The following is a 24273-nucleotide window of genomic DNA, read 5'->3' on the forward strand; positions in this document are numbered from 1 at the left end:
AAACGAGCAGCCCGCCCACTCGGCCCGTTGCCAGTGGCTTCGCCCCCGGACCCGGGGCCTGGGGCAGAGCCCCGCCACGCGGCGAAGCCGCATACCGATGCCGCGCGAACGCGCGGGGAAGCGGGCAACCTGCCCGCCCGTCGCCAGAGGCTTCGCCCCCGGACCGGGGTCTGGGGCAGAACCCCACCACGCGGCGAAGCCGCATACCCGATGCTGCGAGAAGGCGGGGGAAGCGAGCAGCCCGGCCTGCCCATGCCCTTTACCAGGAGCTTCGCCTCCGGAACCCGGCCTCTGGGGCAGAGCCCTGCCACGCGGCGAAGCCGCATACCGATGCCGCGCGAACGCGCGGGGAAGCGGGCAACCTGCCCGCCCGTCGCCAGAGGCTTCGCCCCCGGACCGGGGTCTGGGGCGGAGCCCCAGTTGCGGGAAGGGGCGGAGAGGGGAACAGCCCACCCGCCCGCGCCCGTTGCCAGGGGCTCGCCCCCGGACCCAGGGCCTGGGCGGAGCCCCACCACGCGGCGGGGCCGCACACCGAGACTGCGGGAAGGGGCGGGGAGGGGGACAGCCCGCCGCAGACATCACGAACCGTCGGGCATCCCCTACATGCCGGGGCCTACCCGAAGGTCAGGACCACCAGAGCCATCGTGGCGGCCGTCTCCGCGAGCGCGCCGAAGACATCGCCGGTCACCCCGCCGAGGCGGCGGCGGCAGTGGTGCAGCAGGAGTTCGGCGGCTGCCAGCGCGGCCAGCGCGGCGAAGGCGTGACGGACGACGGCGTACGGGCCGAAGGGGATGGCCACCACCGCGCAGCCGACCACCACCACCGCCGCCACCACACCGGCGGAACGCCACGGCACCGTGCCCGCGACCGCCGCGCCCAGCCCCTCCGGCCGGGCCGCCGGAACGTCCACGCGGGCCGCGAGCGTCAGGGCGCAGCGCGCGGCGACACCGGCCACGGCCGCCCCGACCGCGCCGTGCGCCCAGCTCTGCCCGTAAAGCTGGGCCAGGGCCGCCACTTGGCCGAGCAGGACGAACAGCAGCGTGATCACGCCGAACGGCCCGATGTCCGACCGCTTCATGATGCGCAGCGCGTCCTCGGCGGGTTTGCCGCTGCCGAGCCCGTCCGCGGTGTCGGCGAGCCCGTCGAGATGGAGGCCGCGGGTCAGTACGGCGGGTATCGCGGCGGTGGCGACGGCCGCCAACAGCGCCCCACCGCCCAGGAACAGCAACACCCCACCCACCGCCGCCGCGCACAGCCCCACCGTCAGCCCGGCCAACGGCGCGCACAGCATCCCGGCGTGCGCAGCCTCCCGATCCCAGCGCGTGCCCCGTACGGGCAGCACCGTGAGCGTGCCGAAGGCGAAGCGGATCCCGTCGGCCCAGGGGGCACGCGGAGCGTGCGCGGGCGGCGGATCGTAGGCGGGGCGCGGCGGATGCCCGGGCCGTTCCGGGCGCTCCGCCCCCTCGGAGGGCTCGGAGGGCTCGGTGTTTTCCGTGCTCTCCGAGGGGCCGGGTTCGGCCTCCGGCGGGCGTGCGGACGGCTCCGATTGTGACTGCGGCGGCTCCGGCGTGGTGTCCATCGCGCGGAAGGCTATCCCGGCCACCTCCATCCGGTAAGCCCGAGGGGCACACCCCTGTTGGGCCGAGCCGCAGGGCGCCGTAGCGCATCCGGGTGCTTGGGTCTTCCGGTCGGCCTGAGGGGCACCCCCAGCGGTAGCCGGGGGAGAGCCGAGCCCCAAATAGGGCCTAGGCATACGATGCGGAGGGGCGCGGCCTACAACCCATATCGGCCGACGAACTATCGGAAGAGGGACCCGACCACTGTGACTGCTCTGACTCTCAGCACCTCGTCCGCCGCGGCACTGCGCGCGGACGCCGTCGTCGTCGGCGTGGCGAAGGGGGCCAAGGGCCCTGTCCTCGCCGCCGGCGCCGAGGCCGTGGACAAGGCGTTCGGCGGAAAGCTGGCCGCCGTTCTGGAGACGCTCGGCGCGACCGGCGCCGATGGCGAGGTGACCAAGCTGCCCGCCGCGTCCGGCCTCAAGGCCCCGGTCGTGCTGGCGGTCGGGCTGGGCGACGTCCCGGCCAAGGACGACGGCTATGACGCCGAGACGCTGCGCCGGGCCGCGGGGGCGGCCTCCCGTGCGCTGTCCGGTTCGAAGAAGGGCGCGTTCGCGCTGCCGATCGAGGACGTGGCGGCCGCCGCCGCCGTCGCCGAGGGCGCGCTGCTCGGGGCGTACACGTACGACAAGAGCAACGGCAACGGCGGCAGCGCCAAGGACGGCAAGAACGCCAAGAGCGCCAAGAACGCCGCGGACGCGGACAAGAAGAACAACGGGCCGCTCGCCGAGGTCGCCCTGGTCGGCGGCAAGCCGCGCGACAAGGCGTACAAGGCGGCCGCCGAGCGCGCCACCGCCCTGGTCGAGGAGATCAACCGCGCCCGTGACCTGATCAACACCCCGTCCAACCTCCTCAACCCGGCCGACTTCGCGGCCGAGGCGGTCGCGGCCGCCAAGGAGCACGGTCTCAAGACCGAGGTGCTGGACGAGAAGGCGCTCAAGAAGGGCGGGTACGGCGGCATCCTCGGCGTGGGCCAGGGTTCGGAGGCCCCGCCGCGGCTGGTGCGGATCGCGTACACCCACCCCAAGGCGGAGAAGACGCTCGCCCTGGTCGGCAAGGGCATCACCTACGACTCGGGCGGCATCTCCCTCAAGCCGCCCGGTCACAACGAGACGATGAAGTGCGACATGAGCGGTGCCGCCGCCGTGTTCGCCACCGTCGTCGCCGCCGCCAGGCTGGGCCTGCGGGTCAACCTCACGGGCTGGCTGGCGCTCGCCGAGAACATGCCGTCGGGTTCGGCCACCCGCCCCGGCGATGTGCTGTCGATGTACGGCGGCAAGACCGTCGAGGTGCTGAACACCGACGCCGAGGGCCGGCTGGTGCTCGCCGACGCGATCACCCGCGCCGGTGAGGAGAAGCCGGACGCGATCGTGGACGTGGCGACGCTGACCGGTGCGATGGTTCTCGCGCTGGGCAACCGCACGTTCGGGATCATGACGAACGACGAGGCGTTCCGCACCTCGCTCCACGAGATCGCGGAGGAGGCCGGTGAGCAGTCCTGGCCGATGCCGCTGCCCACCCACCTCCGCAAGGGCATCGACTCCCCGGTCGCCGATCTGGCGAACATGGGCGAGCGCATGGGCGGCGGTCTGGTGGCCGGCATCTTCCTGAAGGAGTTCGTGGCGGACGGGATCACCTGGGGCCACCTGGACATCGCGGGTCCGGCCTTCAACGAGGCCGGTCCGTTCGGCTACACGCCCAAGGGCGGCACCGGTGCCGCGGTCCGCACCCTGGTGCGGCTGGCCGAGCGCGCCGCCGACGGCGATCTCGGCTGAGCCGAGCGCAACGCAGCACCGCAACGCAGCACCGCAACGCAGCGGCCCGCAACGCAGCGACGCCCCGCGACAACGCATCGCGACCGTCGGCCCATAGAGCCGAAAGTCCCGTCGATTTCGCCCTCAACGAAATCGACGGGGCTCCGCGTTCCGGATACGCAGGAGTAACCCCTGAACTGGGGTCTGGAGATTTCTCACACAGCGGCCCCGCGTCCCCTCTCCTCCCAACAAGTGCGAAGATGTTGTCCCGGCAGGACAGGGCCCCCGACACCAGGGCCGCCGACGTAAGAAGCGGCCGAACACACGCCGCCGCCCGGCCGACCAAGGCCGGACCCGGCGCACCATGCATGGAGGACGTGACGTGGCGAACGACGCCAGCACCGTTTTCGACCTAGTGATCCTCGGAGGCGGTAGCGGCGGTTACGCCGCTGCCCTGCGCGCGGCGCAGCTGGGTCTGGACGTCGCCCTGATCGAGAAGGACAAGCTGGGCGGCACCTGTCTGCACCGTGGCTGTATCCCCACCAAGGCTCTGCTGCACGCCGGTGAGCTCGCCGACCAGGCCCGCGAGGGCTCGGAGTTCGGTGTGAAGACCACCTTCGAGGGCATCGACATCGAGGGTGTACACAAGTACAAGGACGGCGTGGTCTCGGGCCTGTACAAGGGTCTGCAGGGCCTGATCGCCTCCCGCAAGGTCACCTATGTGACGGGTGAGGGCCGGCTGTCCTCCCCGACCTCTGTCGATGTGAACGGCGAGCGTTACACCGGCCGCCACATCCTGCTGGCCACCGGTTCGGTGCCCAAGTCCCTTCCCGGCCTGGAGATCGACGGCAACCGCGTCATCTCCTCCGATCACGCGCTGGTGCTGGACCGCGTGCCGAAGTCCGCGGTCGTGCTGGGCGGCGGCGTCATCGGCGTCGAGTTCGCCTCCGCGTGGAAGTCCTTCGGGGCCGACATCACCATCGTCGAGGCGCTTCCCCACCTCGTCCCGGTCGAGGACGAGAGCAGCTCCAAGCTGCTGGAGCGCGCCTTCCGCAAGCGCGGCATCAACTTCTCCCTCGGCTCCCGCTTCTCCGGCGTCGAGTACACCGCCGACGGCGTCAAGGTCTCGCTGGAGAACGGCAAGACCTTCGAGGCCGAGCTGCTGCTGGTGGCCGTCGGCCGTGGCCCGGTCTCGCAGGGCCTCGGCTACGAGGAGGCCGGGGTCGCCATGGACCGCGGCTATGTCCTCGTCGACGAGTACATGCGGACCAACGTTCCGACCATCTCCGCCGTCGGCGACCTGGTCCCCACCCTCCAGCTCGCCCACGTCGGCTTCGCCGAGGGCATGCTGGTGGCCGAGCGGCTGGCGGGCCAGAACCCCGTTCCGATCGACTACGACGGCGTGCCGCGGGTGACGTACTGCCACCCCGAGGTCGCCTCCGTCGGCATCACCGAGGCCAAGGCCAAGGAGCTGTACGGTGCGGACAAGGTCGTCGCCCTGAAGTACAACCTCGCGGGCAACGGCAAGAGCAAGATCCTCAAGACCGCGGGCGAGATCAAGCTCGTGCAGGTACGGGACGGTGCCGTCGTCGGCGTCCACATGGTCGGTGACCGGATGGGCGAGCAGGTCGGCGAGGCTCAGCTGATCTACAACTGGGAGGCGCTGCCTGCCGAGGTCGCCCAGCTCGTCCACGCCCACCCCACTCAGAACGAGGCGCTCGGCGAGGCCCACCTGGCCCTGGCCGGCAAGCCGCTGCACTCCCACGACTGATCATCCCGAGCGCGAACCATCCGCAAAGATCGTTAAGGAGCAACCGAACACCATGGCGGTTTCCGTAACCCTGCCGGCGCTCGGCGAGAGCGTGACCGAGGGCACCGTCACCCGCTGGCTCAAGGCCGAAGGTGAGCGCGTCGAGGCCGACGAGCCCCTGCTCGAGGTGTCGACCGACAAGGTCGACACCGAGATCCCGGCCCCTTCGGCCGGTGTGCTGACGTCCATCAAGGTGGCCGAGGACGAGACGGTCGAGGTCGGCGCCGAGCTGGCCGTTATCGACGACGGCGGCGCGGCTCCGGCCGAGGCCCCCGCCCCCGCGGCCGAGCCCGCTCCGGCGGCTCAGCCCGAGCCCGCCCCGGCGCCCGCCGCCGAGGCCCCTGCCCCTGCCGCCGCCGCTCCGGCCGGTGGCGCCCAGGGCACCGATGTGGTCCTGCCCGCGCTGGGCGAGTCGGTGACCGAGGGCACCGTGACCCGCTGGCTCAAGGAGGTCGGCGAGTCCGTCGAGGCCGATGAGCCGCTGCTCGAGGTCTCCACCGACAAGGTCGACACCGAGATCCCGGCCCCGGTCGCGGGCACCCTGCTGGAGATCCTGGTCGGCGAGGACGAGACCGCCGAGGTCGGCGCCAAGCTGGCCGTGATCGGTGTCGCCGGTGCCGCTCCGGCCGCCGCGCCCGCCCCGGCCGCCCCGGCCCCCGCACCGGTCCAGGAGGCCCCGGCGCCCGCCCCGGCCCCGCAGGCCCCGAGCGCCCCCGCGCCGCAGGCCGTCACCCCGGAGCCGGTCGCCCCCGAGCCGGCCCCGGCCGCTCCGGCGCCCGCCCCGGCCCCGGCCGCGACAGCCCCGTCGATCCCTGCTCCCGCGGCCCCCGAGGCCGAGGGCGCCTACGTCACCCCGCTGGTGCGCAAGCTGGCCGCCGAGAACAACGTGGACCTGTCCACCGTCAAGGGCACCGGCGTCGGTGGCCGCGTCCGCAAGCAGGACGTCATCGCCGCCGCCGAGGCCGCCAAGGCCGCCGCCCAGGCCCAGGCCGCCCCGGCCGCCGCCGCGCCGAAGGCCGCCCCCCAGGCGGCGTCCCCGCTGCGTGGCCAGACCGTCAAGATGCCGCGGATGCGCAAGGTCATCGGCGACAACATGATGCGGGCCCTGCACGAGCAGGCGCAGCTCACCAGCGTGGTCGAGGTGGATGTCACCAAGGTCATGCGGCTGCGCGCGCAGGCCAAGGAGGCGTTCGCGCAGCGCGAGGGCGTCAAGCTCTCGCCGATGCCGTTCTTCGTGAAGGCCGCCGTCCAGGCGCTGAAGGCCCACCCGGCCGTCAACGCCCGGATCAACGACGACGGCACCATCACGTACTTCGACGTGGAGAACGTCGGGATCGCGGTGGACGCCGAGAAGGGCCTGATGACCCCGGTCATCAAGAACGCGGGCGACCTCAACATCGCCGGTATCGCCAGGAAGACGGCGGAGCTGGCCGGCAAGGTCCGCTCCAGCAAGATCACCCCGGACGAGGTGTCCGGCGCCACCTTCACGATCAGCAACACCGGCTCGCGCGGTGCGCTGTTCGACACGATCATCGTGCCCCCGAACCAGGTCGCCATCCTGGGCATCGGCGCGACCGTCAAGCGCCCGGTGGTCATCGACCACCCGGAGCTGGGCGAGACCATCGCGGTGCGCAACATGACGTACCTGGCGCTCTCCTACGACCACCGCCTGGTGGACGGTGCCGACGCGGCCCGCTACCTGACGGCCGTCAAGGAGATCCTGGAGACCGGTGAGTTCGAGGTGGACCTCGGTCTCTGAGCCTTCCGAGGATCCCTTCGAGGCATTGCCGCGCCCCGCACGGGCTTTCCGTGCGGGGCGCGGTTTTCGTTACCGCAGTACCGGGATAATGGCTACTGTTCGCCGCTGGTTCTAAGGAGTTCCCCATGGCCGCGCCCGTCGTCCACTCGCTGCGCGAGCAGATCCGCGAGCACATCGTGGAGGGCATCGTCAGCGGCCGCTGGAAGCCGGGCGAGCGGATCGTGGAGCGCAGGATCGCCACGGAGCTGGAGGTCAGCCAGACGCCCGTACGGGAGGCGCTGCGGGAGCTGGAGTCGCTGCGGCTGATCGAATCGGCTCCCAACAAGGGCGTCCGGGTGCGGAATCTGACCGCCTCCGACCTGGAGGAGATCTATCCGGTACGGGCCGGGCTGGAGCAGATCGCGGCGGAGCTGGCCGCGCCCGTACTGGCCGAGGACACCTCCGCCCTGGAGCCCGAGGTGCGGGGGCTGTACGAGGCGGACCGTAAGGCCGACGCGGAGGCGCAGGTGCGGCACACCGTGGCGTTCCACCGGGAGCTGGTGCGGGCGTCGGGGAACAGCGTGCTGCTGCACACCTGGGAGTCGCTGGGCATCGAGATCTGGACGACGCTGTCGATCCGCTGGCTGGGCACCGTCCAGGAGTCGTACGCCGAGGAGCACCAGTCGGTGGTGGACGCCTTCAAGCGGCGGGATCCGAGGGTCGGCCAACTGGTCAAGGAACATGTCCTCGGCTGTGCACCGCGTGCCTAGTTTCGCGGCACGGAATGCCAATTTCGGCTTGCGGAGCACTTTTTCCCTGGCAGAGCTTTGATCGATCATCGATCAGACCTACAGTCGCTCTCATGACCGATCTCGCACGCACGCGGCCGAGTGCGCTCGACCAGCTTCCGGACCGTGACCCCGAGGAGACCGCCGAATGGGGCGCCTCCCTGGACGCCGTCGCGCAGGCGGCCGGGTCCCACCGCGCCTCGTACCTCATGCGCCGCACCCTGGAGCGCGCCGAGAGCACCGGGCTCGCCCTGCCGCCCCTGCTGGAGTCGGACTACGTCAACACCATCCCGACCGCCGCCGAGCCCGCGTTCCCGGGCGACGAGGCCATGGAGAGCCGCATCACCGCCTGGAACCGGTGGAACGCGGCGGCGATGGTCACCCGCGGCAGCCGTGACGGCCTCGGCGGCCACATCGCCACCTTCGCCTCCGCCGCCTGGCTCTACGAGACGGGCTTTCAGCACTTCTTCCGCGGCAAGGAGGCGGACAGCTCCGGCGACCAGCTCTACATCCAGGGCCACGCCTCCCCCGGCATCTACGCCCGCGCCTTCCTCGACGGGCGGCTGACCGAGCACCACCTGGACCACTTCCGCCGCGAGGCGGGCGGCGCGGGTCTGCCGTCCTATCCGCATCCGCGGCGGATGCCGTGGCTCTGGGAGTTCCCCACCGTCTCGATGGGGCTCGGCCCGATCTCCGCGATCTACCAGGCCCGCTTCAACCGCTATCTGGCGGCGCGCGGCATCAAGGACACCGCGGGCTCCCACGTCTGGGCCTTCCTCGGCGACGGCGAGATGGACGAGCCGGAGTCGACGGCCGCACTGGCGCTGGCCGGGCGCGAGGGCCTGGACAACCTCACCTTCGTCATCAACTGCAATCTGCAGCGGCTCGACGGCCCGGTGCGCGCCAACTTCAAGATCGTGCAGGAGCTGGAGGCCCAGTTCCGCGCGGCGGGCTGGAACGTGGTCAAGTCGCTGTGGGGCTCCGCCTGGGACGAGCTGTTCGCGCTGGACACCTCGGGTGCGCTGGTCCGCCGGCTGCGCGAGGTCCCGGACGGCCAGTTCCAGACGTACGCGACCCGCGACGCGGCCTACCTCCGCGAGCACTTCTTCGGCGCCGAGCCGGAGCTGGCCCGGCTGGCCCAGCAGCTCACGGACGCCAAGCTCACCGAGTGTTTCCACACCTCGCGCGCGGGCCATGAGCCGCGCAAGGTGTACGCGGCCTACCGCACGGCCGTGGAGCACAAGGGCGCCCCGACCGTCGTGCTCGCCCAGACCGTCAAGGGCTGGACGCTGGGCCCCGGCTTCGAGTCGCGCAACGCCAACCACCAGATGAAGAAGCTGACCGGCAAGGAGTTCCGCGCCATGCGGGACCTCCTCGAACTCCCCATCCCGGACAGCAAGCTGGGCGACGGCCTCGTCCCCTACGTCCACCCCGGCCCCGACTCCCCCGAGGTCCGCTACCTCCAGGAGCGCCGCGCGGCCCTCGGCGGCCCCGCCCCGGCCCGCAAGGTCCACGCGGTGGCCCTGCCCGAGCCGTCCGCGAAGCCGTTCGAGGCGCTCGCCAAGGGCTCCGGCAGCCAGGAGATCGCCACCACCATGGCCTTCGTCCGGCTGGTCAAGGACCTGATGCGGGACAAGGAGACCGGGCGGCGCTGGGTGCCGATCGTGCCGGACGAGGCGCGGACCTTCGGCATGGAGTCGCTCTTCCCCACCGCCGGGATCTACTCCCCGCTCGGCCAGACCTACGACCCGGTCGACCGCGATCAGCTCCTGTACTACAAGGAAGCGCAGAACGGTCAGATCCTCAACGAGGGGATCACCGAGGCCGGTTCGATGGCCGACTTCACCGCCGCCGCGACGTCGTACGCGACCCACGGCGAGCCGATGATCCCCTTCTACATCTTCTACTCGATGTTCGGCTGGCAGCGCACCGCCGACCAGATGTGGGCGCTCGCCGACCAGCTCGGCCGCGGCTTCCTCATCGGCGCCACCGCCGGCCGTACGACGATGACCGGCGAGGGCCTGCAGCACGCCGACGGCCACTCCCCGCTGATCGCCTCCACCAACCCGGCGGCGCTCGCCTACGACCCGGCGTTCGCGTACGAGATCGGCGTGATCGTACGGGACGGTCTGCGGCGGATGTACGGCCCCGAGGCCGAGGACGTCTTCTACTACCTGACCGTCTACAACGAGACCAAGGTCCAGCCGCCGATGCCTGAGGGCGAAGGCGTCGAGGAGGGCATCCTCAAGGGCCTGTACCGCTACCAGGAGGCCACGGCCCCGGCCGAGGACTCCCCCCGTATCCAGCTCCTCGCCTCCGGCACCGCCATCCACTGGGTGCTGGAGGCCCAGAAACTCCTCGCCGACGACTGGGGCGTGGCCGCCGACGTGTGGTCCGCCACCTCCTGGAGCGAGCTGCGCCGTGACGCCCTGTCCTGTGACGCGGCGCAGCTCAGTGGCGAAGACCGGGTCCCGTACGTCACCCATGCCCTGGCAGGCGCACCGGGCCCGGTCCTCGCCGTCAGCGACTGGATGCGGGCCGTCCCCGACCAGATCAGCCAGTGGGTCGAGCAGGACTGGTACTCGCTGGGCACGGACGGCTTCGGCCTCTCCGACACCCGCGAGGCGGCCCGCCGCCACTTCGGCGTGGACGCCCCGGCCATCGTGGTGGCCGCGCTGTCCCGGCTGGCCCGGCAGGGCGCGGTACGGGCCACCGCGCCCAAGGAGGCCGCGGAGCGGTACGGCATCTGAGGCACACCGGTCGTCCTGGGGCTTGGCCCCGGGGCTCCGGCGACGGCGGGGCCGGAGCCCGGCGCGCCCTCGCGGCACGCGGCATCATGAGGGCGTGCGTGCTGCCCGGCTCATCAAGATGGTGCTTCTGCTCCAGGCTCGGCCCTCGATCACGGGGGCCGAGCTGGCGCGGGAGCTGGAGGTCTCGGAGCGCACCGTGACCCGGGACGCCGCCGCGCTCTCCGAGGCGGGGATCCCGGTCTACGCGGACCGGGGCCGGGCCGGGGGCTACCGGCTCATCGGCGGCTACCGCACCCGGCTGACCGGCCTCGGGCGTACCGAGGCCGAGGCGCTGTTCCTGTCCGGCGTCCCCTCCGCGCTGCGCGAGATGGGGCTCGCGGACGCCGCCTCCGCCGCCCGGCTGAAGGTGTCCGCCGCGCTGCTCCCGGAGCTGCGGGACGCCTCCCACACGGTGGCCCAGCGGTTCCATCTCGACGCCCCGGGCTGGTGGCGGGAGCCGGAGACGCCGGAGCTGCTGCCGAGGATCGCCGACGCGGTCTGGGACGATCTGCGGATCACCGTCCGCTACCGGCGCCGGGACGCGGAGGTCCGGCGCGAGCTCGAACCGTACGGGCTCGTCCTCAAGGCGGGCATCTGGTATCTCGCGGCCCGCGCGGAGGGCGGCTTCCGGGTCTACCGGGTGGATCGCTTCACCGCCGTCGAACCGGACGGCACCCACTTCACCCGGGACGAGGACTTCGACCTGCCCGGCTTCTGGGGGGAGCGGGCCGATCAGTTCGCCCGCTCGATCCTGCGGGAGATGGCCGTCGTACGGCTGACCCCGGCCGGTGCCCGGGGGCTGCCGCACGTCACGGACCGGACGGCGGCCGAGGAGGCCGTACGCGAGGCCGGGGAGCCCGACGAGCAGGGGCGGCTCACCGTCACCCTGCCCATCGAGTCGCACGAGGTCGCCCTCGCCCAGTTGCTCGCGCTCGGCCCGGAGGCGGAGGTGCTGGGGCCGCCGGAGCTGCGAGCGCTCTTCGCCGAGGCGGCGCGCCGCACGGCGGAGCGCTACGAATGACCACAGTGCGCTGCGGATGCCTGCGGCGCCCTCCCCAGGACTGCGGGTCCGGCGGCTGCGGAGCACGCCGGTGACCGCGGCGCGCTCTACCGGTGGCCACCGCGCGCTCCTGCCCGCAACGCCCCGCCCGTAGAGCGCCCAGCCGTCGCCCCGGAAGCCGCCGAGCACGGCCTCGGTAAGACGCCGAGCCGTTGTCCGGGACGCCGCCGAGCGCGGCCTCCGTAGAGCGCCGAGCCGTTCCCCCGGACGCCGCCGAGCACGGCCTCCGTACGGCGCCAAGCCGTCGCCCCAGACCCCGCCGAGCCGTCGCCCCGGACGCCGCCGAGCGCAGCGTCCGTAGAGCGCCGAGCCGTTGCCCCGGACGCCGCCGAGCACGGCCCCGGTAAGACGCCGAGCCATTCTCCGGGACGCCGCCGAGCACGGCCTCCGTACGGCGCCAAGCCGTCGCCCCGGGACACCGCCGAGCCCAGCCTCCGTAAGCCGCCGAGCGCGGCCTCGGTACGGCGCCGAGCCGTTGCCCGGGACGCCGGGGCCGGCCCCGGCAAGGCTCCGTGTCCTCGCCCTACCGGTTACCGGTAGTCCGCGGCCGTGCCCGCCTTGCCGCCGAAGACGACGTCCTGGAAGTAGCCGAGGACATCCGGCCGGGAGCCGTCCCGGTCGGTGAAGCCGTAGACCTTGGCCAGATCGCCGCTGAAGACGGACTTCCCGCTCCACCGCGCCCGGTCCGGGTCGGCGGCGAGGGCGGCGACCGCCCGTCCGACGAAGTACGGCGACTCGGCGATGGCGAAGTGCGGCTCCTTCTCCACCGCGTCGAGCCAGTTCTCCTCCGTCACCCCGAAGTGGTCCAGCATCTGCTCGGAGCGCAGAAAGCCCGGCGAGATGCTCACCGCCGTGCCGTCGAACTCCTTCAGCTCCTCCGCGAGCCCGAAGGCCGTCCGGATCGGGGCGTTCTTGGTGAGGTCGAAGAAGAGGTTCTCGCGGTAGGTCTTGTTGAACTCCTCGTTGCCGTCGGTCACCTCGACCACCAGCCCGCCCGGGTGCCGGATCAGCAGCGGCAGCGCGTAGTAGCTGGTGATGAGGTGGGTCTCGACGCCGAGCCGGAGCATCCGCAGCCCGCCCGCCAGATCCGTCTCCCACGTCTTCTTGCCGAACTCGATCAGCGCCTCACCGCCCCATACGTCGTTGACCAGGACGTCCAGCCGGCCCTGCTCCCGGTCGATCCGCTCCACCAGCGCCCGGACCTGCTCGGGCTCCAGGTGGTCGGTCGGCACCGCGATGCCCGTGCCGCCCGCGGCCGTGATCAGTTCCGCCGTCTCCTCGATGGTCTCCGTGGCCCGCCCCACCTCGCTGACGCGCTCCCGTGTGGTGCGCCCCGTCGCGTAGACGGTGGCCCCGGCCGTCCCCAGCTCGACGGCCATCGCCCGGCCCGCGCCGCGCGTCGCCCCCGCGACGAGCGCGACCCTGCCCGCCAGTGCGCCCTGTGTGCTCACGTCCATATGTCCTCTCGGTGCGGATGCCATGTGGGTGACCTGGGTCGACCCGGGTCGATCCCGGTCCGCCCAGGTCGACCTTCACAGGGAAATCCGACACCTGCTGTCTGGTATTACGAAGCGGTCGCATCCGGCGCGTTCCGCGTGCGGGGGTGCGCGGGAGGGCCGATCCTGGTCCCGTGATGATGGACGAGGTCCCGTGATGATGGACGAAACGGAGTTCTGGGGGCTGGTCGACAGCGCCCGGGAGGTCGCGGACGGCGACCCCGAGGACCAGTCCGACCTGCTCGTCGATCAGTTGTCACAACTCGACCCCGACGCGGTGCTGGACTTCGCCCGGCACTTCGAGGCCCGTTCCAACCGGGCGTACCGCTGGGACGTGTGGGGCGCCGCCTGGGTGCTGCTCGGCGGGGTCAGCGACGATGCCTTCGAGGCGTTCCGCTTCTGGCTGATCGGCCAGGGCCGGGAGATCTTCGAGGGCGCGCTGCACGATCCGGACGCGCTCGCCGACCTGCTCGAGGACTTCGATGAGCAGGTGGACGGCGACTGCGAGGACCTGGGGTACGCGGCGGACGAGGCGTACGAGCGGCTGACCGGGGCGCCCCTGCCGGAGCTGGGGCTCGCCCCCGCACCCCGGGAACCGATCGGGGCGCCCCTGGACTTCGAGAGCGAGGCGGTGCTGGCGGAGCGGTATCCCCGGCTGTGGGAGCGCTTCAAGGGCTGACCCTCTGACGCTCAGCAGCGCCTCGGCAACGCCCCACCAGCGCCTCAGCGGTCCAGCGAGCGCCCCATCAGCACATCGTCCACGTACTCCCCCGCCAGCAGAAACTCCCCCGGCAGCACGCCTTCCACCGCGAACCCCTCCGACGCGTACAGCCGCCGTGCCGGGGTGTTGTGGCCCAGCACCCGCAGCGTGATGCGGGTCGCGCCCTGCCTCCGTGCCTCCTCGAACGCGGCGCCGAGCAGCGCCCGCGCCACGCCCTTCCCCCGCGTCCGCTCGTCCACCGCGAGCCCCTGGATCTGGCGGACATGCGTGTTGCAGGCCAGCGGGGACGACGGCACAAGCCGTATATAGCCGACGGGGCATCCGCCGAGCTCGGCCACGAGGATGTGCTCGACGCGGTTGCGCTGGGTGAAGAAGGGGTCGTACGGCGGCTGCGGCTTCGGCTGTACGGAATGCAGCACCGACCAGGTGCTGCGGTCCAGCTCGGCCAGTGCCGTCTCGTCGTCGAGCACGGCGGGGCGGATGATCAGCTCGGGCTGCCGGGACGCGCGGGGCAGACCGGAAGGCTGGGGCAGGCCGGAAGGCTGAGGAAGACCGGAAGCCCGGGGCGGGCCGGAGGGCTGGGGCGGGCCGGAGGGCTGGGACATGCGAGTCACTGTGCCACGCCCGCCTGTTGTCCGACATCCCTCCCCTGATCGAGGGCAGGATGGGGGCCATGCGTATCGCGGTCACCGGCTCCTCAGGGCTCATCGGCACGGCACTCGTCCGCTCGCTGCGCGAGGACGGCCACCAGGTGGTGCGCCTGGTGCGGCGTCCGCCGCGTGTGGAGGACGAGGTGGAGTGGGACCCGCGGCGGGAGTGGGTGGACACGAAGGGGCTGATGGGCTGTGAGGCCGTGGTCCATCTCGCGGGCGCGGGCGTCGGCGACCGGCGCTGGACCGACGCGTACAAGAAGGAGATCCGGGACAGCCGGGTGCTGGGCACCGCCGCCCTCGCCGAGGCGATCGCCTCGCTGGACACCCCGCCGCGGGTGCTGGTGAGCGGAAGCGCGGTCGGGTTCTACGGTGACACCGGGGAGCGCGCGGTCGATGAGAGTGCGCCCCCCGGCCACGGTTTTCTTCCGGATCTCTGCCAGGACTGGGAGGAGGCGGCGGCCGCGGCGCAGGAGGCGGGCGTCCGTACGGTCTTCACCCGGACCGGGCTGGTGATCTCCTCCGAGGGCGGGGCGTGGGGGCGGCTCTTCCCGTTGTTCAAGCTGGGCCTCGGCGGGCGGATGGGCAGCGGCCGGCAGTACTGGAGCTTTATCGCGCTGCGGGACCATATCGCCGCGCTGCGCCATATCCTCGACACGCCCGAGCTCACCGGCCCGGTCAACCTCACCGCACCGGCGCCGGCCACCAACCGCGAGATCACGGCGGCCATGGGCCGTGTGCTGCGCCGCCCCACGCTCTTCACGGTCCCCGCCCCCGCGCTCCGGATCGCCCTGGGCGGGATGTCCGGCGACGTCCTCGGCAGCGTCCGGGCCATCCCCCGCCGTCTCCTGGACTCCGGCTTCACCTTCACCCACCCGCATGTGGACGAGGCCATCAAGGCGGCGCTGCCGTAAGAGGGTTGGCGCCCCCTTGGCGCCCCTCGCACTCCCCCGGTCGCGCATCGCTCGATGACGTGTGCGACCGGTGTGCGCCCGTGCCCGGTCGATGCGCGTCTGGCATCGACCGTTTTTGTCCGTACTGTCAAGACCGTCTCGCGAGCCGTCACGCGGGACCCACGTATCCGGGCCGCCGACCGGGGCAGCAGCCCCCGTGACGGACGCACCGACCTCGGGGAGGACACGTGCTCAAGCGCGCGCACCGCACGGACGTCGTCATCGTCGGCGCCGGGCTCGCGGGACTGGCCGCGGCTCATCGGCTGACCGACGCGGGAGTGGCGGTCACGGTGCTCGAGGCCGCGCCCCGCGTGGGCGGCCGGATGACGACCGACACCGTCGACGGCTTCCGGCTGGACCGTACCGGTCACTTGATGAACACCTCCTTCCCGGAGTTGCGGCGCACTCCGGGGCTCGGCGCCCTCGCCCTGCGCCCCTTCGCCCAGGGGGTGCTGGTCCACAACGAGGGGCGTACGCACCGGGTGGACACCCCCCGGAGCATGAGGGGCGCATTCACCACGGCACGCGCCCTCGCCAACGCCGCCCGCGCGCCGCTCGGCAGCGGGCTCGACCAGGCCCGACTCGGTGCCGCGCTCGGCAGGCTCGCCGCCCTGCCCGCGGACCGCCTGCTCGCCCGCCCCGACCGGCCGGTCTCCGAGACCCTGGGGGGGCGGGGCCTACCTGCTCGTACGGTCGAGGGGGTGCTGCGTCCGCTGCTCGTCTCGCTGCTGAGCGACCCGGACCTCACCACCTCCAGCCGCTGCGCCGACCTCGCGCTGCGCGGCTACGCACGCGGCCGCCTCTGCCTTCCGGCGGGCGGCGCGTCCACCGTCCCCGAGCTGCTCGCGGCCGCGCTGCCGCCGGGGACGGTCCGTACGGGCGTCCGGGCCGTATCGGCCTCCACCACCGCCGTCGCCACCGCCGAACACGGCGAGATCGGCTGCCGTGCGGTGCTGGTGGCCACCGGTGCGCACGACGCGGCCGAACTCCTGCCCGGGCTGCGGGTACCGGCCTTCCACCCGGTCACGGTGACGCACCACACCGCCGGCCGGCCGCCGCTGCGCGAGCCCGCGCTGATACTCGCCGCGGGCGGCCGGGGCCCGGTCGCCCACACCATGGTGGCCAGCGAGGTCGACCCCTCGCGCACCCCGCCCGGCCGGGTGCTGATCACCTCCACGGTGCTGGGCGCCTCCGCCGCACTGCCCGCCACCGAGCTCGACCGGGCCGTCCGGGCCCAACTGGCGGCGGTGTACGGCACGTCGACCGCGGGCTGGGAACTGCTGGCCACGCACCACGACCCGTACGCGGTCCCGGCCATGCCCGCCCCCCACGACCCGCGCCGCCCGGTGCGGCTGCTGTCGGGGCTGTACGTCTGCGGCGACCACCGGGACTCCAGCACGGTCCAGGGCGCCCTGGCCTCCGGCCGCCGGGCCGCCCGAGCGGTCCTCAGCGACTTCGGCGCCCCACCGGACGCCGGCTCCGGCACGAACGCCCGCAACACCGGTACGGGGTCCTTCCCCGCGGCGGCGGCCTGACCGGCGGCATGCGTGTCGGGGCAGGGCGCTGCTGAGGCTCAGGCTCCGGTCACGCGGCCTGCGGCCCACGGCCCGGGGCAACCGGCCCCCGCGGCTGCGGCGACCTGACGCGCGACATCCTGCGGTGCACAGGGGCTGAGGCTCAGGCTCCGGTCACGGCCGGCAGCCCGGGACAACGGGCACGCCCGGGCCGAGGCGCGGCGCGCGTAGGGTGCGCGGGGAACGGCGCAAGGCACGCCGAGCACGGGCGGAGGCCACGGACCACATCGCGCGGACGTATCGCCGAAGGCTGGCGCGGGCGCCCGCCCACACTTCGTCCGTTGCCGAAGCGACCCCGACCTACGCTGGACGCATGGCCACCACCACGGACGCCCGTGACGCCGACATCGCCCGCCCAGCCGCCGCGATCGCCGATCCGTCTCGCGCCCGCGTCCTGCAGGCGCTGTTGGAGGGCCGCGCCCTGCCCGCGAGCGTGCTGGCCACCGAGGCCGGGGTCAGCGCCTCCACGGTCAGTGGGCATCTGGCCAAGTTGCTGGAGGCCGGGGTGGTGCGGGTCGAGCCGCACGGGCGGCACCGCTACTACCGGCTGACCGGCCCCGCCGTCGGCGAGGCCCTCGAGGCGCTGGCCCGGATCGCCCCGCCGCTGCCGGTCACCTCGCTGCGCCAGAGCACCCACGCACACGCCCTGCGTCGGGCGCGTACCTGCTACGACCATGTCGCGGGCACCCTCGGAGTGGCCCTGATGGCGGCGCTGCTGGAACGCGGGGTCCTGGAGGGCGGCGACGGACGCTTCCACCCCGAGGCGACGGAGAGCGACCGGCTGTCCGCCCCGGGCAACGACACCACCTACCGGCTGACGGACCCGGGGCGCGCGGAGCTGGCGGCGTTCGGCGTGGACGCGGACGGGCTCCCCGCGCGCCGCCCGCTGATCCGCTACTGCGTGGACTGGACCGAGCAGCGTCACCATCTGGCCGGAGCGCTGGGGGCCGCCCTGACGGACCGGCTGTTCGCGCTGGAATGGATCCGCCGTGGCAGCCGCCGCCGCGTGATCCACCTGACCGACGCGGGCCGCACCGGCCTGGAGCGCACCTTCGGCGTCGTCGTGGACGCCTGACCACGCCCGGTGCCCTGACCGCCCTGGGCACCACCCGACACTGGACACACCCGTCGTGGACGCCCGACCACGCCCGCCCCTGGGCACAACCGTCGAAGATGCCCGACCCACCCGGCCCTGGGCACAACCATCGTGGACGCCCGACCACGCCCGCCCCTGGGCACAACCGTCGAAGATGCCCGACCCACCCGGCCCTGGGCACAACCATCGTGGACGCCCGACCACGCCCGGCACGGGCACCGTCCTGGACGCCTGGACGCGCACCGCCGCCACCCGATCAGCGACCGCCCGCCCCGCACCCAGCCACCTGATCAGCGACCGCCCCGCCCTGCCGACGTCGCCCCCGCCACCCGAGCAGCCACCGTCCCGCCCCCGCGCCCCACACCCCCCACACCCCGCCCCTACCCCAGCGCCGCCACCCGCTCCCGGTAGCCCCGGGCCGGGGCCGCGTCTCGGTAGGGCTCCAGGCGGCGCTCGAAGTCGCGTACGTACTCCACCGCCCGCACCGACCGCATCTCCGAAGCCTGTTGCGCCGCCTCCGCCGCGAGCTGGCACGCCTGTTCCAGCTCGCCCAGGCCGAGCCGCGCGCTCGCCAGGACCACCCGGCAGAACAGCCGGCTGCGCGCGAACCCGGCGCCGTGCAGTTGCAGGGAGCGCTCCGCGTGCTGGGCGGCGGCCCGGTACTGCTGCAGATCTCGGTGGCAGTGGCCGAACTCGTCGGCCAGTTGCGCCTCGTCGAAGAGCCGCGCCCAGTGCGGGACCTCGTCCCCCGGCCGGGCCGTCTCCAGTGCCCGCTCGGCGCGGGCGAGCGAGGCGGTGCACGCGCGCACCTCGCCCAGGACGCCATGGCCGCGCGCCTCGATCGCGTGCAGCAGCGACTGCAGCACCGGCGGGGCGCCGCCGCCGACCCCCTGCTGGGCCACCCGGGCCAGTTGCACGGCCTCCCGCCCATGGCCGAGATAGACGGCCTGGCGGCTCATCGTCACCAGCACATAGCTGCCGTACGTGCGGTCCCCGGCCGCCTGTGCCAGCCGTAGCGCCTGGACGAAGTAGCGCTGTGCCAGACCGTGGGCGGCGATGTCGAACGAGGTCCATCCGGCCAGCCGGGTCAGATCGGCGACCGCGCCGAACAGCCGCCGCCCGGTCGCCTCGTTGTACGAGCCGCGCAGCATCGGCTCGCCCTCGTGCTCGAGATAGCGCACCAGGGCCTGTCGGGCGTGTCCGCCGCCGTACGTCTGGTCCAGCGCCGCGAACAGCTCGCCGACCGAGCGCAGGGCCGCGATGTCGCCGGAGGTCACCCGGTAGCCCGGTGCGCGCCGGTCGCGGTCGTGCCGACGCTGACGGGGCAGCGGCGCCCGGCCCTGGGCGCCGTGGGCGCCGTGAGCGCCGTGGGCTGCTCCATGGGCTCCATGGGCTCCCTGAGCGCCCTGAGCGCCCTGAGCGCCCTGGATGGCCGCACGCCCCGGTGCCACCCCGGCCACCCCTGCCACCCCCGCCGGGCCACCCGCCCGGCCGCCCTGCGCGGGCAGCCGCCCGGCCGCGGCCCCGGCCCCGGTGCCGACCCCGCCCCCGAGCCCCGTCCCGGCTCCCACGCCCGCCCCCGCCGGGACGCCGCCCGCCGGTGGCTCGCCGCGCGCCACGCGGTCGTCGGGCCGCCCGATCAGCCAGTCGCGGCTGGGGACGACCAGACCCGCCGGGGTGAAGGCGATCTTCCGCAGCTCCGCATGGCTTCCGGAATCCTTCCGCCACAGCCCGCTGACGATGTCCACCGCCTCCTGCGGGGTGGCGGCGAACTCCAGCCCCGCGTAGACGGGCGCACAGGCGTCCAGCCCCAGGTCCTGGGCGGTCAGCCGACGCCCCAACCGCCGGGTGAACACCTCGGCGATCAGCGCCGGGGTGGTGCCGCGTGGCTGCTGTCCGCGCAGCCACCGCGTCACGGAGGTCTTGTCGTACCGCAAGTCCAGACCGTGCTCCAGCCCGAGCTGGTCCACCCGCCGGGCGAGCCCAGCGTTGGAGAAGCCAGCCTCGGCGATAAGCGCGGCGAGCTGACGATTGGGAATGCGCTGTGGGGGTCGTTCCGTCATCAGCTTGCCGGTCTCCCTGATCGCTCTGTGGAACGGCGCGAATGTAACTGCCGCTCGAGGGCTGATCGCGGCCGTCGGGCGGCATTCATCCGATCGTGTGAGAACGGGCCGGGTGAGGACGTAAGGGGACACGGTCGTACAGTGGCGGGGGCGCCGCCGCGAGGCTCCGCCCCCAATCGCACGTGGGCCGAGAAGGAGCTTGCCGTGACCGCCGTGACCACTGCTTCGCCGGGGTCGGTCCCCGGTTCACCGGCGCTGCGCCACGTCCACCTGGGCTTCGGCGCGGACGCCGTGGACTACGAGGAGGCCTGGCAGGAGCAGCGCCGGGTGCACGCCGCCCGCTTCGCGGACGAGATCCCCGACACCTGCCTGCTGCTGGAGCACCCCCCGGTCTACACGGCGGGCCGGCGCACGGCCGACAGCGAGCGCCCCCTGGACGGCACCCCGGTGGTGGACGTGGACCGCGGCGGCAAGATCACCTGGCATGGCCCCGGTCAGTTGGTCGGCTATCCGATCCTCAAGCTGCCGCGCCCGGTGGACGTCATCGCGCATGTCCGCCGCCTGGAGGAGGCGCTGCTGCGCACCTGCGCGGAGTTCGGCGTGGAGACGACCCGGGTGGAGGGCCGCAGCGGGGTGTGGGTGCTGGGCGACCCGGTGGACCAGCGCCCCGCGCTCGGCGGGCTGAAGCTGGACTTCGACCCGCGGCTGGAGGACGAGGAGTTCGACGCACGGCTGAACGGGCCGGAGTACGCCCCCTCCAACGCCGGGCAGCGCCGTGAGGACCGCAAGCTGGCCGCCATCGGGGTGCGGATCGCCAAGGGCGTGACGATGCACGGCTTCTCGCTCAACTGCAATCCGGACAACACCTGGTTCGACCGGATCGTGCCGTGCGGGATCCGGGACGCGGGTGTGACCTCGCTCTCGGAGGAGCTGGGCCGGGATGTGCCGATCTCCGAGGTGCTGCCGGTCGTCGAGCGGCATCTGCGGGAGGTCCTGGAGTCCACCGTCCCGCTGCCCCGGGCGGTCTGACCCTCCCGGGCCGGGCCCACCGATCGGGCCCACCGATCGGGCCCACCGATCGGGCCCACCGATCGGGCCCTGCCGGCCCGGCCCTTCCGGGTCCGGCGCCCCGGAAGGCGGCCCTTCCGGGGCCGGCCCTGCCGGGAATGCGCCCTCGCCGCTATCGGTTGCCCTGGACGTAAATGCGTACGAACCACGGGCGTACTCTGGTGACCGCCGACGATTCGAAAGCCCGCCGGCAAACTCGCCACGCCGAGCCGCCAAGCAGAGCCAAGCAAAGAGGAGTGCCGGACGTGTCCGCAGTCGCACCCGACGGACGCAAGATGCTGCGCCTGGAGGTCCGGAACAGCCAGACCCCCATCGAGCGCAAGCCCGAGTGGATCAAGACCCGGGCGAAAATGGGCCCCGAGTACACCGAACTGCACGGCCTGGTGAAGCGCGAGGGCCTGCACACCGTGTGCCAGGAGGCGGGCTGTCCGAACATCTACGAGTGCTGGGAGGACCGCGAGGCGACGTTCCTCATCGGCGGCGACCAGTGCACCCGGCGCTGCGACTTCTGCCAGATCGACACCGGCAAGCCGCAGGAGCTGGACCGCGACGAGCCGCGCCGGGTGGCCGAATCCGTACGCACGATGGAGCTGAAGTACGCGACCATCACCGGTGTGGCCCGTGACGACCTGGAGGACGGGGGCGCGTGGCTCTACGCGGAGACCGTCCGCCAGATCCACGCCCTGATGCCGGACACCGGTGTGGAGCTGCTGATCCCGGACTTCAACGCGGTCCCCGAGCAGCTCGCCGAGGTCTTCTCGGCCCGCCCCGAGGTGCTCGCGCACAACGTCGAGACGGTGCCGCGGATCTTCAAGCGCATCCGTCCCGGCTTCCGCTACGAGCGCTCGCTCGAGGTGATCACCAAGGCGCGCGAGGCGGGTCTGGTCACCAAGTCCAACCTGATCCTGGGCATGGGCGAGGAGCGCGAGGAGATCAGCCAGGCGCTGCAGGACCTCCATGACGCGGGCTGCGAGCTGATCACCATCACCCAGTACCTGCGGCCGTCCGCCCGGCACCATCCGGTGGAGCGCTGGGTCAAGCCCCAGGAGTTCGTGGAGCTCGAGGAGGAGGCCGAGGAGATCGGCTACGCGGGCGTCATGTCCGGCCCGCTGGTCCGCTCCTCGTACCGGGCCGGCCGTCTGTACCAGCAGGCCATCGAGCGGCGCAATGTCGCCGCGGCCTCCCCGGCAGTCTGAGTCACACTCCGTCACGTACCGTGCGCCAATCGGCCGTGTGAGCAACACGCTGTGTGATTGCGAGCACACACATATCCGAAGGCTCGGAAAACGCCGCAGGTCAAGGGCGGGATACGGGCCGCAGCAGGGCTTCATCGGTGTTTGACCGGCCAGTCACGCACTGGTAACACCATTGGGTAACGATTGAGCCACGCACTGCTTATACGGTGTGCGTAGCGATCATCCACCGCTTCCGAGGGGTATCCATGCCGGCTGCGCCCGTACGCCCGTCCGTCACCGACGCGCTCCTCGTCCTGGAGGGTCTGCTGCTGCGGGGCGGGCAGCGCACCGCCCGCCGCAACGCCTGGACGGCCGTGCTCGAGGACCGCCGTCGGGCCAAGGACCGGGACGAGGCCGAACACGTGCTGGAGGCCGTGTCCACCAGTACCTCCCAGGCCACGTAAACTTCGCTGTATGGCGAGGAAGGAAACATCCGAGAACCCCGGGCGGCTGAAGCAGATCGCCCTGACCTACAAGATGACCAAGCGGGTCGACCCGAAGGTCACTCTTGTCGTCGCCGGCGTGGGGATTGTCACCTTCGGTGTCCTTCTCGCGATCGGCTTCCTGATCGGTCACCCGATCTTCGCTGGCATCCTGGGCTTCGTCCTGGCGTTCCTCGCGATGGCGATCATTTTCGGCCGCCGTGCCGAGCGGGCCGCCTTCGGACAGATGGAGGGCCAGCCGGGCGCGGCGGCGGCGGTGCTGGAGAACGTGGGCCGCGGCTGGTCGGTGACCCCCGCGGTGGCCATGAACCGGAACCAGGACGTCATCCACCGCGCGGTGGGCAAGGCGGGCGTCGTGCTGGTCGCCGAGGGCAACCCGAACCGGCTCAAGAGCATGCTGGCCGCCGAGAAGAAGAAGATGGCGCGCATCGTCGCGGAGGTCCCGGTCCACGACGTGATCGTGGGCTCCGGCGAGGACCAGGTCGAGATCAAGAAGCTCCGCACCACGCTGCTGAAGCTTCCGCGAGTGCTGCCGGGCGCACAGGTCACGGTGGTCAACGACCGGCTGCGCGCGCTGGGCGACCTGATGAGCAACATGCCGATTCCGAAGGGTCCGATGCCCAAGGGGATGCGGATGCCGAAGGGGCGCTGAGCGCTCCCCGCACCGAAACGGATACGAGACGGCGGCCCGGACCTGGAGTCCGGGCCGCCGTTTCGTACGTAACGCCGTTGTACGCAATCCGTACGCGATCCGCCGTTCATCATCCGGGGGGTGTGATCCCGGGGCTCAGACCCTGATCTGCACCGCGCGGGAGAGCCGGTCGTGCAGCCCGCGGGTGTCGCGGTCCCAGACCACCGCCGGGATGACCAGCACCACCAGCACGCTGCGCAGCACGGCCTTCGGCAGGCTCAGCCGCACCCCGCCCTCGCCGATGACCCGCAGCTTCAGCAGCAGCTTGCCGGGGGTGGCGCCGACGGTGCCCACGGTGATCAGGCTCAGCACCAGGAAGACCAGCAGCGCCCAGTTCCCGGCGGCCTGGGCGTCGCGGCCGGACAGCAGCGCGTAGGAGACGAGCAGGCACAGGGCCCAGTCGATGAAGAGCGCCCCGAAACGGCGTCCCAGCGGCGCAATGGCGCCCGGTCCGCTCTCGGGGAGCCCGAGCCCCTGGCCCCGGTAGCCGAAGTCGACGCCCATGTCCTCGGCGGCCGCGCGGGGCCCGGAAAGCCACGATCCGATTGCTTGCCTCTTGTCCACCCGTCTACGTTACTGCGACCGCATACGTTCCCCGGGCCTGGCCCCCGCCCGCTGGTTCCGGGGCGGCCGTTCGCTGCCTTTTCCGAGGCCGCGAGGTCCCCGCAATCCCCCTCGGGCCGGTTAACCTGGGTGAAACAAATGGGTCATGCCCGGGAAATCCCGTC

19 protein-coding genes are annotated in these 24273 nt (G+C 72.7%); 14 read left to right on the forward strand and 5 right to left on the reverse strand.

Annotation, left to right across the window (positions count from 1 at the left end):
- Positions 1-613: 613 nt before the first annotated feature.
- A complete protein-coding gene (locus STRVI_RS33935; protein ID WP_106685767.1) occupies positions 614-1579 on the reverse strand; it encodes an adenosylcobinamide-GDP ribazoletransferase in 966 nt (321 codons plus the stop codon).
- 243 nt (positions 1580-1822) lie between these two features.
- On the opposite strand from STRVI_RS33935, the gene STRVI_RS33940 reads away from it, so the two are divergent.
- The 6 genes from STRVI_RS33940 to STRVI_RS33965 all read left to right on the forward strand — a co-directional run bounded on the left by STRVI_RS33940 (position 1823) and on the right by STRVI_RS33965 (position 11516).
- A complete protein-coding gene (locus STRVI_RS33940) occupies positions 1823-3391 on the forward strand; it encodes a leucyl aminopeptidase (protein ID WP_043236962.1) in 1569 nt (522 codons plus the stop codon).
- 361 nt (positions 3392-3752) lie between these two features.
- On the forward strand, positions 3753-5141 hold the full coding sequence (gene lpdA / locus STRVI_RS33945) for a dihydrolipoyl dehydrogenase (protein ID WP_014060097.1): 1389 nt from the start codon (positions 3753-3755) through the stop codon (positions 5139-5141).
- 52 nt (positions 5142-5193) lie between these two features.
- Positions 5194-6939, forward strand: coding sequence for a 2-oxoglutarate dehydrogenase, E2 component, dihydrolipoamide succinyltransferase (sucB, locus tag STRVI_RS33950; protein WP_014060098.1), 1746 nt, complete (start codon positions 5194-5196; stop codon positions 6937-6939).
- Positions 6940-7064: 125 nt separating this feature from the next.
- Positions 7065-7688 (forward strand): GntR family transcriptional regulator, encoded by a 624-nt coding sequence (locus tag STRVI_RS33955; RefSeq protein WP_014060099.1) that lies wholly within the window; start codon positions 7065-7067, stop codon positions 7686-7688.
- A gap of 92 nt (positions 7689-7780) precedes the next feature.
- Positions 7781-10456: a pyruvate dehydrogenase (acetyl-transferring), homodimeric type gene (gene aceE, locus STRVI_RS33960; protein WP_014060100.1), complete on the forward strand. Its 2676-nt coding sequence runs from the start codon at positions 7781-7783 to the stop codon at positions 10454-10456.
- A gap of 94 nt (positions 10457-10550) precedes the next feature.
- Positions 10551-11516, forward strand: a complete 966-nt coding sequence (locus STRVI_RS33965) for a helix-turn-helix transcriptional regulator (RefSeq protein ID WP_043236965.1) — start codon at positions 10551-10553, stop codon at positions 11514-11516.
- 569 nt (positions 11517-12085) lie between these two features.
- On the opposite strand, the gene STRVI_RS33970 is transcribed toward STRVI_RS33965, so the two are convergent.
- Positions 12086-13012: an SDR family oxidoreductase gene (locus STRVI_RS33970; RefSeq protein ID WP_014060102.1), complete on the reverse strand. Its 927-nt coding sequence runs from the start codon at positions 13010-13012 to the stop codon at positions 12086-12088.
- 199 nt (positions 13013-13211) lie between these two features.
- Between STRVI_RS33970 and STRVI_RS33975 the strand changes: the two genes are divergently transcribed.
- Entirely contained in the window at positions 13212-13730 is a 519-nt protein-coding gene (locus STRVI_RS33975) for a DUF4240 domain-containing protein (protein WP_043240695.1), read from the forward strand.
- Positions 13731-13774: 44 nt separating this feature from the next.
- Here the strand turns inward: STRVI_RS33975 and STRVI_RS33980 are convergent, their stop codons facing one another.
- Positions 13775-14386 (reverse strand): GNAT family N-acetyltransferase, encoded by a 612-nt coding sequence (locus STRVI_RS33980; protein ID WP_014060104.1) that lies wholly within the window; start codon positions 14384-14386, stop codon positions 13775-13777.
- Between the two features lie 50 nt (positions 14387-14436).
- Between STRVI_RS33980 and STRVI_RS33985 the strand changes: the two genes are divergently transcribed.
- The 3 genes from STRVI_RS33985 (at position 14437) to STRVI_RS33995 (ending at position 18024) form a co-directional block, all read left to right on the forward strand.
- Entirely contained in the window at positions 14437-15336 is a 900-nt protein-coding gene (locus STRVI_RS33985) for a TIGR01777 family oxidoreductase (RefSeq protein ID WP_043236967.1), read from the forward strand.
- Between the two features lie 227 nt (positions 15337-15563).
- The gene (locus tag STRVI_RS33990; RefSeq protein WP_014060106.1) at positions 15564-16910 is read left to right on the forward strand and encodes an NAD(P)/FAD-dependent oxidoreductase; all 1347 of its coding nucleotides are present in this window, start codon (positions 15564-15566) and stop codon (positions 16908-16910) included.
- A gap of 352 nt (positions 16911-17262) precedes the next feature.
- A complete protein-coding gene (locus tag STRVI_RS33995; protein ID WP_014060107.1) occupies positions 17263-18024 on the forward strand; it encodes an ArsR/SmtB family transcription factor in 762 nt (253 codons plus the stop codon).
- 401 nt (positions 18025-18425) lie between these two features.
- Here the strand turns inward: STRVI_RS33995 and STRVI_RS34000 are convergent, their stop codons facing one another.
- The gene (locus STRVI_RS34000) at positions 18426-20108 is read right to left on the reverse strand and encodes a hypothetical protein (RefSeq protein WP_014060108.1); all 1683 of its coding nucleotides are present in this window, start codon (positions 20106-20108) and stop codon (positions 18426-18428) included.
- A gap of 204 nt (positions 20109-20312) precedes the next feature.
- Here STRVI_RS34000 and lipB point away from each other — a divergent pair, with 204 nt between their 5' ends.
- The 4 genes from lipB to STRVI_RS34020 all read left to right on the forward strand — a co-directional run bounded on the left by lipB (position 20313) and on the right by STRVI_RS34020 (position 23506).
- Positions 20313-21137, forward strand: a complete 825-nt coding sequence (gene lipB / locus STRVI_RS34005) for a lipoyl(octanoyl) transferase LipB (RefSeq protein ID WP_014060109.1) — start codon at positions 20313-20315, stop codon at positions 21135-21137.
- A gap of 284 nt (positions 21138-21421) precedes the next feature.
- Positions 21422-22372, forward strand: a complete 951-nt coding sequence (lipA, locus tag STRVI_RS34010; RefSeq protein WP_014060110.1) for a lipoyl synthase — start codon at positions 21422-21424, stop codon at positions 22370-22372.
- Positions 22373-22617: 245 nt separating this feature from the next.
- Entirely contained in the window at positions 22618-22815 is a 198-nt protein-coding gene (locus STRVI_RS34015) for an SCO2195 family GlnR-regulated protein (RefSeq protein WP_014060111.1), read from the forward strand.
- Between the two features lie 10 nt (positions 22816-22825).
- Positions 22826-23506, forward strand: coding sequence for a DUF4191 domain-containing protein (locus STRVI_RS34020; RefSeq protein WP_014060112.1), 681 nt, complete (start codon positions 22826-22828; stop codon positions 23504-23506).
- A gap of 135 nt (positions 23507-23641) precedes the next feature.
- Here STRVI_RS34020 and STRVI_RS34025 read toward each other — a convergent pair whose 3' ends face one another.
- Positions 23642-24109, reverse strand: coding sequence for an RDD family protein (locus tag STRVI_RS34025; RefSeq protein WP_043236970.1), 468 nt, complete (start codon positions 24107-24109; stop codon positions 23642-23644).
- Positions 24110-24273: the final 164 nt, after the last annotated feature.

Origin of the sequence: Streptomyces violaceusniger Tu 4113 (genome assembly GCF_000147815.2) — a bacterium.
In the GTDB taxonomy this organism is placed as follows: Bacteria; Actinomycetota; Actinomycetes; order Streptomycetales; family Streptomycetaceae; genus Streptomyces; species Streptomyces violaceusniger_A.

Coding starts and splice junctions, on each gene's coding strand:
- STRVI_RS33935 (WP_106685767.1), bottom strand. CDS start 1,579: ATGGACACCACGCCGGAGCCGCCGCAGTCACAATCGGAGCCGTCCGCA.
- sucB (WP_014060098.1), top strand. CDS start 5,194: ATGGCGGTTTCCGTAACCCTGCCGGCGCTCGGCGAGAGCGTGACCGAG.
- STRVI_RS33955 (WP_014060099.1), top strand. CDS start 7,065: ATGGCCGCGCCCGTCGTCCACTCGCTGCGCGAGCAGATCCGCGAGCAC.
- aceE (WP_014060100.1), top strand. CDS start 7,781: ATGACCGATCTCGCACGCACGCGGCCGAGTGCGCTCGACCAGCTTCCG.
- STRVI_RS33970 (WP_014060102.1), bottom strand. CDS start 13,012: ATGGACGTGAGCACACAGGGCGCACTGGCGGGCAGGGTCGCGCTCGTC.
- STRVI_RS33975 (WP_043240695.1), top strand. CDS start 13,212: ATGGACGAAACGGAGTTCTGGGGGCTGGTCGACAGCGCCCGGGAGGTC.
- STRVI_RS33985 (WP_043236967.1), top strand. CDS start 14,437: ATGGGGGCCATGCGTATCGCGGTCACCGGCTCCTCAGGGCTCATCGGC.
- STRVI_RS33995 (WP_014060107.1), top strand. CDS start 17,263: ATGGCCACCACCACGGACGCCCGTGACGCCGACATCGCCCGCCCAGCC.
- STRVI_RS34000 (WP_014060108.1), bottom strand. CDS start 20,108: ATGACGGAACGACCCCCACAGCGCATTCCCAATCGTCAGCTCGCCGCG.
- STRVI_RS34015 (WP_014060111.1), top strand. CDS start 22,618: ATGCCGGCTGCGCCCGTACGCCCGTCCGTCACCGACGCGCTCCTCGTC.
- STRVI_RS34020 (WP_014060112.1), top strand. CDS start 22,826: ATGGCGAGGAAGGAAACATCCGAGAACCCCGGGCGGCTGAAGCAGATC.